Source organism: Tabrizicola sp., assembly GCF_051645465.1.
In the GTDB taxonomy this organism is placed as follows: domain Bacteria; phylum Pseudomonadota; class Alphaproteobacteria; order Rhodobacterales; family Rhodobacteraceae; genus Tabrizicola.
In genome coordinates, this window is record NZ_JBOFBI010000144.1 from 1 (window position 1) to 7,660 (window position 7,660).

Here is a 7,660-nt window from a genome sequence, read left to right on the forward strand (position 1 = left end):
GCCGCAACATCGATGCAATAGAACCGCGCCATATTGGCGTCAGGGTCGACGCGATGCAGATGTGCCAGAGTCATGCTAGTCCTCCCCCGCACAGACTCCGCCCTGCCGCTCTCCAAGTCCAATTGCTTTTCTGAATCGAACCGGGCGGTCCGATTCAGAAAGCTGATGGGTCATTGCGACGGATCGCTGGTGTTTCCTCGACAACCTCCACCCACAGGACGCCGCGCAGGTTTTCCTCTGGCACGAGCCAAACGGTCCTGAAGCGACCGCTCGCGGTGCGATGGCGCTCCGCGACAAGCTCCCGGTTCCCGCGGTCGATCCGCCACAGCCGACGATCGATGATCGACTGCTTGGCCACATTTTGGACGCCGTCATCCATTCCTGCCCCCGATAAACCGTTGTCGCGCTGCAGTCATGGACATGAGGTCCATCAGAACATATCTAACGACATCAGAAGTGGTGCTTTGCTGTCGCCACGCGAACCACGAAAGGCGTTCCTGTCGATGCATGTTCTGTCCCCTGTTCTGGTTGTTTCCGCGCTTGCGGCGATGTCTGTTCCTGTCCACGCGCTTGACGCCTGGACGGTCGGTGTCGAGCGTGGCCTGCCGACCTACGCGCTCACCAGCGAGGCGGGTGAGGTGCGACTTGTCTGCGATCCGGATCGCGTTTTCGGGCCGACGCCCAACGGTGCGCTTGTGGTCGGCTTCGACAAAGATGAGGCGCCAGACATGGTCGTCGTGCTCGCGAAATCTGGTGAACAAGCCCGTCTGCCGGTCAGGAACGGCCTTGCCGTACAGGCCTCGGTTGAAGCCGCAGACTGGTCGAAGATGGTGGCGACCTTCCGCGCTGGCGGCGAGTTCGCAATGGTCACCAGCGCTGACAGCCTGACCTTCGAGACAGCGCCGCTGCCCGAGCTTGCCTGCGAGTGATCGCGGGCAGTTCATCGAATTCTGTTGCATTGTCCGGGTCTATCTGACGCGTCGCGCCTCGATGAGCCGCGACGCGATGGCGGCGAGGAAGGCACCGACGATCGTCGCCCGGGGCTCGATCTGCCAGGGGTCACCAAGGGCTGCATGCATGGCCCGGATCGCAGAGCCTTGGGCGTAGACGGTCATCGCATCGCCGACCGCCATGTCTGTTGCCGACATGGCGAAGATGCGCCTCGCCTCGTCTGCATGCGCATTAACATCCTCTTCGGCCAATAGCCGCCGCAGTTCCGCGCGGGCTTCCTTGGCAAAGGCGCGCAGCATGTAGGCCGGGGTCACCTCGCCTGCACCCGGGATCAGCTCCAGACGCCTCTCGGTCGCCAGTGGAAGCCGAAACAGAACCACCAGCTTCTCTTTCCGAGGCTTCGAGACCATACCAGCGGGAACCCCGGGCGGCAATGAAGTGGGCGACGGTGGTCCCCTCTCCCCTTCCCTCTTCTCGGCTAATCCCGCTTCCGCCAGGGGCGAAGTTGGCAAGTCAGGGAGTTGGGCCTCGATGCTTTCAGCTGGCAGTCCCACCTCCGGCACGCGCCGTTCGGCAAGAATGCGCGACTGAACTTCGCGCGAAGACCGCAAACGAGCTGCGGAGTTCTGCAGGCCCGGCTCTTCCGCAGCCGGGGATGGTGCGACGCGTGCAGGAAGGCGGAAGCGGCTCATGCAGGGATCACCTCGTCGATCCCTGTCAGCACGAGTTCCGCGACTTCAAGCTGGCGGGTGATGGCGTCCGCCAGCAGCCGACCACCAGGTGCCGTGGCGTTGGCGCGGGCCGCCGGTCCGAGCGGGCCGTGGTAGCCCAACTGTTCGAGGATCCGCGAATGCGGCACGATCACGTCGAGATGGTCAAGACACAGGATCTCCTGCAGCACGTCCTGGTCACGTTTCGGCAGTTGCGCCATTCCCCCTTCCCGGGTCGCGGCGTCGATGATCTTCGGCCCGGCGTCCATCACCAGGACCCGGACCGCCGGGAAGCGCTCACCTTCGGCAATCGAAGCGCGGAGGTCGTCCATCCAGAGGACGGCGCGATGGGTCATTTCCCATTCGGCATAGACGGGACGCGCGGGGATCAGCACGAGATCGGAGATCAGGCAGAAGTCTTCGGTGTCAGTATGCGTGCCCGGCCGGGTATCGATCACGACGAGATCGACGCCACGCGCTTCCTCGGACTCGAGGAGCGACAGCAGTCCTTCCACGCTCTCAGGCGGTGAAAGGATCGCGAGACCCTCTGGCCACTCAGGCTTTTGCGCCCCCTCCCAGGTGGCCAGTTCGAAACTGTCGCGCCAGCGGCCGAGTTGGGCATTCACGTCGCCATCGATCAGGGTGACACGCCGCCCGACGTTCAGTGCTGCAGATGCGAGGAGCATGGCGGTCGTGGTCTTGCCCGAGCCGCCTTTGGTCTGCACGATAGTAATGACTTGCATGAAATGACGCCTCCACAAACGGTACTCACTACCCCTCGCACCGGCATCCGGCGCTCTTTCATGACGCTGCGGAAGGCGATGCACCGCAGGCAGGGCAAGACCGCGCGAAGCCTTTGTAAAGGCGTCACTAATCCTACCAGCATCCGGTGCGCCGTTTAGGCATAAGGTTGCAGAAACGTCAAATCGCATGTGCTGGAAGTTGTAACACGGGCCCTGCGCCTTCATGTTTCTTAAGGATTCCTGCATCCGTAATGCTGCGGCGCGGCGCTCGAGCAATCCTGAGGCCTGCTCGCGATCGTGGCCGTCTACCTTCCGGCCCGGATGACGGTTTGCATGTCTGCATGCCTGACAAGGTGACAGGCTGCATGCCCGCCCGGAAAACTGTCCACGTGGTAAGCCCGAAGGTTGGGTGCCATCGGGACCCGTGGAGTGGACATCCCGCGCTTGAACGGCCAATCGCCTGCATGCTGGACAATCTGCCTGCTTGCCTGTCTGCCCGCTTGCCGGTTCGGACTATCGGGCATCTTCTGCGCCCTGCTCAGGCGCGCGGCCACAAATCCAGGTCACTACAAAGTCGCTACTTTGCGGGCTTTGACGGTCATTCCGCCTCGGTGACCGGCCCCTCATACCTTCCCGGGAATCTCTTCCCTTCGGACACTCGGGCCTTGCTCGTCGGTCCTTCCTGAAGCGAACGCAAACCTTGGTAATACCCAAGCTTTCAACGCGCTCGACCCATTTGGTCTCGCGCTAAACGGAGGCCTCGCGGCCGGGGCGCAGGGATGCAGTCGGCGGCCCAGCCGCCGACCCCTGACGCCATAATGAGTCCTCACCGGCTGTCCGGTTTCCGCAGGCGGGCTCCTCTTCGGAGGAGCGGAAACCGGCCAGTGAGGACGGTTGGCAGGAACGGTGGTGTGTGGTACATGATGCGCAACGAACACAAAACACATGTAATGATGCAATGCAACGCTCACGCCTGACCTCAGCTGAGACTGCCGCCATCAAGGCGCGGCTGCTTGCTGGCGAGAGCGTTGCGGCCGTGGCGCGGTCGATGGGCCGTTCCCGCCAGGCGCTGTCTCGGATCAAGGGCAGCCTTGAGCGGAAGGAGGTGCGGCGGCTTTCGGTGAAGCTGAACATCCGCATAACGGAAGACGAGCATGCAGCCTTTCAGGCGGTCGCCGAGGCAAGCGGTATGACGGTTTCCGAGGCAGTCCGGCATCTGGTCAGACAGGCAAGCGATCGCCTGGCCATCCAGGCAGACGAGCTGGATGCCATCGCTGCAGCCAGGCGGGAATTGTCCGCCATCGGCAACAACCTCAACCAGATCGCCCGTCTGGGGGCGGTCGGACGCCTGACCTGGAATGCCCGCGATGCCGCCCTCGTGCGCAAGGTCGGCGCGCGGGTCGACGATCTGGTTGAAGACGTTGTCCACCTCCTCTCGGCGCTGAGGGCCAAGCAGGGACTTGGTGATCAAACCTCTCCTTTTGCTCTTGCCGCTGATACTTCTGCCGAGGCGCCAAAATGACCCGGTCGCCTTCCGTCGAGGATCTTGTTCTCGGTCATGTTCTTGACGACCGGCGTCGCGGGCGCGGGCGCGGGCGCGGCAGCGGAGACGGAGCATCTTCCCGTCTCGGCACGCGTAAGGAACGCCAGACTCGGGCGCTTCTGCGAAACGCTGGCGGGCCACGCGGCTGGCAGTCGGTCGTCAAACGCATCGCAGGCGGCAGTGCCCGAACGCCGCAGGAGTTGAAGCGCCTTCTCGACTATGTGGCCCGGGAAGACGGCGTGCAGAGCATCTGGTGCAATCTGGCGGGCTACGAGCGCGATTTTGATCCTGCCCGAACGGAGCGGACTGCGGATATCTGGTCTTCAACTTGGACCGGCGCGCCGCGCCGGGGACATGCCGATCACATCGTCCTAAGTTTCCCGCGCGGGGTGGACGCCGAGCGCGCCGAAGTCATCGCCCGGGAATGGGGTCAGGCTGTGTTTGGGTCCGGTGAGTATGGGGATGTTTGGCGCTACGTCGCTGCCCTTCACAAGGACACCGACCATCTGCATGCGCATTTCGTGGTCGACAAGCATGGCATCGAGGAAGGTCGCTTCATGTCGATCTGTCGTCATGCCGCGCTGAACTTCGATGTGATGCGCGAGCTTCACGCCGAGATCAGCCAGTCGCATGGGCTGAACATCCTCGCCTCGTCGCGCCTTTCCCGCGGCATCATTGAGAACCCGCCGCGCCAGTCCGAACTGCGTGCCTCGCGCGAGGGTGGGAACGCCACACCCCCTCCCCCGCCGCCGCTGTCCGACGGGGAGCGGAGCCGAAGGCTTGCCGCGATGCAGGGCTTTGCCCGTGAGTACGAAGCCTTAGGCGATCTCGCCGGCCTTGCCGCCGCAACCGGCACCGAGGCGAGCGCCTCTTCCTACCTTTCCCGGCTGGCTCAGGCGCTTGGTGCGTCTGCCGCCGCACTCAGACAAGGAGTTCCCCTGATGCCCGACCACTCGCTTCATACCGAAGGCGATCCCGCCGCGCGGGTTGAGGCTGCGCGCAGCGAGATGATCGCTTCGGCCACCGAGGCCTGGGAGGCGATCCGTGCCATGGAACCCTCCGCCGAGCGGGTCGCGTTGGAGCACAGTTTTGCCGAACAGGCGCGGGCCTCCCTGAAGCTTGCCCCCGATAACCTGCTTCTGGTCCAGCATGCCCGGGTCCTGGAGCGCGGTGACGACCCTTACCATAACACGACCCTCGCCTCGCTGGCGCGACTGGATCAAGGTCAGACCGAGGGTGTTTCGCTCGACGCAAGTTTGCGCGCTACGCTGGCCCATGTCCGGGAAGAAGTAGGCGAGAGGCTGACGGCGCTCTTTTCCATTCGGGAGGACGAGCTGCGCATAGCCGGCACGTCCGTCGAGGAAATGGTTGCGCGGTTCACGTTGGCGGAACGCAGCGAAGGGCAGAGGGCAAGCTGGATTGACGCCCAGCCGAACACGATGCAGAAGGTGTTCTGGATGGAGACGGAGCGTGCGCTCGGTCAGGAGATCGATGGCGCGCTCATGGGCCTCGATCTGACCCCTGCCCTTACCGAAGCTCTGGCAAAAGATCAGCTCCTTACCGCCGATCGGCATTTACGCCTGTCAGAGGTACCCGCACTCGAGGCCATCGTCGACCGGATGCATGACACCCTGAAGCCTGAGGACCTGGACCGCGTTCGGTCAGGGGACCTCGCTCCGCTCAACGAACAGGTCCGAGATCCGGCGCTCAGGGCTGCGGTGGCGCATGAGTTGAAGAACGAAGGTGACCTTGGCGCATCCAGCGAGGTCGGACCTTGGGCAGATCTGGCACGGGCGCAGCAACGCGCCGCTGAATTGGGTCAGCGTGACCGCACCGCCGAACGCGACACCGGCCACGAACTCTGAGGACAGACCCATGCTTTCGAACCTCGACACCGCCTGGCGGTATCCGCTGGCGCTGCTCCTTGGCCTCCTGACCGGTCTCTACATCGGTGGCATGCTGGCAACGATCTACGTGATCACCGCCTTTCGCGAGAGCCTCGACACCTTGAGCCCGATAGGCCCTTGGTTCTTGCGCTATGCCTGGGCCGACCTCACTGCGCGGCCTTCGGTCTTGCAGGGCGCGATGATCATCACCGGTGCCGTAACCGTCGCCTTTACACTTGTCGGACTTGCCGGAGTGCATCGCGGCCGCCTCAACCAGTATGACGATGCGCACTTCCAGTCGCGCCGCGAGTTGAAGCGTAACCACATGGTCGGCACCCTCGACCAGAACGGTTTCATCTTCGGAAAGCTCGGCCTCCCAAAATCCGACGCGCCCTTCGTGATGGCACCGCCCGACCGCTTCCCCCATGCGATGATGATCGCGCCGACGGGCCGGGGGAAGGGCGTCGGCTTCGTCATCCCGAACCTCCTCCACTTCTCGGGCTCGGCCATCATCCTCGACGTGAAGGGCGAGAACTTTGCCAAGACCTCGATTCATCGCAAGCACGGATTGAAGAACGGCATCTGGTACTTCTCGCCCTTCGATGAGGACCGGGGCTCGCACCGCTTCAACCCGCTCGCCCGTATCGCCGCCCTTCCCTCCGCCGAGCGTCAGTACACCGCGCTGAACTCGATGGCCGACCTCTTCCTCATCCCGGAAGGCGAAAGCGCACAGAGCTTCTTCAACGCGGGCAAGCGGCTCTTCATCGCCTCCTGCCTCTACGCCATTGAGCAGCGCCGCCCGACCCTGGGCTATGCCGGCGAGGTCATGGCCGGGGGCGGTGACAAGAAGAAAAGCTACACGGCAATTGCCGAGACCACGAACATCCCGATCGTCTCCCGGACCTTCCTCGAGATGGCCGACGTCCCGGAAAAGACCCTCGGTGCCTATGTGTCAGTCATCCAGGGATCCGGTCTCGAGCTCTGGAACGACCCTGCGGTGGACCGCGTCACTTCGACCAGCGACTTCGACTTCTCTAGCTTCCGCCGCGATCCCCAGAGCCTCTATGTCGTCGTTCAGCCCGAGCACCTGAAAACCCTAGCCCCCCTCGTCCGCCTTCTCTTCGCGGATGCCATCGCCTCCCTCCAGCGCCGCGAGCCCGGGCCGGACGAACCCCATGCCGTCATGTTCCTGATGGACGAGTTCGACCAGCTCGGACGCCAGCCCCTTGTCCTCTCTTCCATCAAGACCATCCGCAGCTTCGGCGGGCGGTTCTTCATCATCTCCCAGACCATTCCCGGCCTCGATGACATCTATGGCGAGACCGGGCGGCGCTCCCTGCAAGGTGGGGCCGGTGTGCAGATCTACATGACCCCGCAGGACGACCGTACTGCCGAGGTGCTGTCGAACGCCTTGGGGCGGTCCACCATCACCGCCGTGACCGAAAGCCAGTCGCGGGTGCGTGCGTTGGAGGACAGCGCGAATGTGAGCAGGCGGTCGGAAGAGCGGCCGTTGATTTCGGCGAACGAGGTGCTGCGGTTCCCGTTGGATGAGGTTCTGGTGCTGCCCGAAGGACAGTATCCCATCCGCGCGCGGCACATCCGGTACTATGAGGATCGGCACTTTGGGCCGATTGACCGGGCTCGGAAGGGGAAGGCGTTGCCTACAATACAAGGGTGGCGGGCGCATGGCAGGCTAGCGCCTGTCGGGAAGCTGTCAGGGTTGAGTGCGTCCGCTGGACCTGCGGGTGCCGAGGTCTTCGGAGAAGCGGCACGGGTGTTTCAGGAAATTGCGAAGAGCGCCAAGCGCACACGGAAATTGCCGGCTCG

The 7,660-nt window shown here is 63.7% G+C and carries 7 protein-coding genes; 4 read left to right on the top strand and 3 right to left on the bottom strand.

Features of this window, described 5'->3' with window-relative positions:
- Positions 1-154 precede the first annotated feature (154 nt).
- The gene (locus ACRCSW_RS09010; protein WP_438704379.1) at positions 155-379 is read right to left on the bottom strand and encodes a hypothetical protein; all 225 of its coding nucleotides are present in this window, start codon (positions 377-379) and stop codon (positions 155-157) included.
- Between the two features lie 124 nt (positions 380-503).
- On the opposite strand from ACRCSW_RS09010, the gene ACRCSW_RS09015 reads away from it, so the two are divergent.
- Positions 504-929, top strand: a complete 426-nt coding sequence (locus tag ACRCSW_RS09015; protein ID WP_438704381.1) for a hypothetical protein — start codon at positions 504-506, stop codon at positions 927-929.
- Between the two features lie 39 nt (positions 930-968).
- On the opposite strand, the gene ACRCSW_RS09020 is transcribed toward ACRCSW_RS09015, so the two are convergent.
- Positions 969-1,331: a hypothetical protein gene (locus tag ACRCSW_RS09020; RefSeq protein WP_438704382.1), complete on the bottom strand. Its 363-nt coding sequence runs from the start codon at positions 1,329-1,331 to the stop codon at positions 969-971.
- 308 nt (positions 1,332-1,639) lie between these two features.
- Positions 1,640-2,404: a ParA family protein gene (locus tag ACRCSW_RS09025; RefSeq protein WP_438704384.1), complete on the bottom strand. Its 765-nt coding sequence runs from the start codon at positions 2,402-2,404 to the stop codon at positions 1,640-1,642.
- A 958-nt stretch (positions 2,405-3,362) separates the two neighbouring features.
- Between ACRCSW_RS09025 and ACRCSW_RS09030 the strand changes: the two genes are divergently transcribed.
- From ACRCSW_RS09030 to ACRCSW_RS09040, 3 genes are all read left to right on the top strand, one after another.
- A complete protein-coding gene (locus tag ACRCSW_RS09030; RefSeq protein WP_438704385.1) occupies positions 3,363-3,926 on the top strand; it encodes a plasmid mobilization protein in 564 nt (187 codons plus the stop codon).
- A complete protein-coding gene (locus ACRCSW_RS09035) occupies positions 3,923-5,812 on the top strand; it encodes a relaxase/mobilization nuclease domain-containing protein (RefSeq protein ID WP_438704387.1) in 1,890 nt (629 codons plus the stop codon). Before ACRCSW_RS09030 ends, ACRCSW_RS09035 begins: the two co-directional genes overlap by 4 nt.
- 10 nt (positions 5,813-5,822) lie before the next feature.
- Positions 5,823-7,660: type IV secretory system conjugative DNA transfer family protein (locus ACRCSW_RS09040; protein ID WP_438704389.1), on the top strand; the 1,838-nt coding region annotated here is incomplete at its 3' end.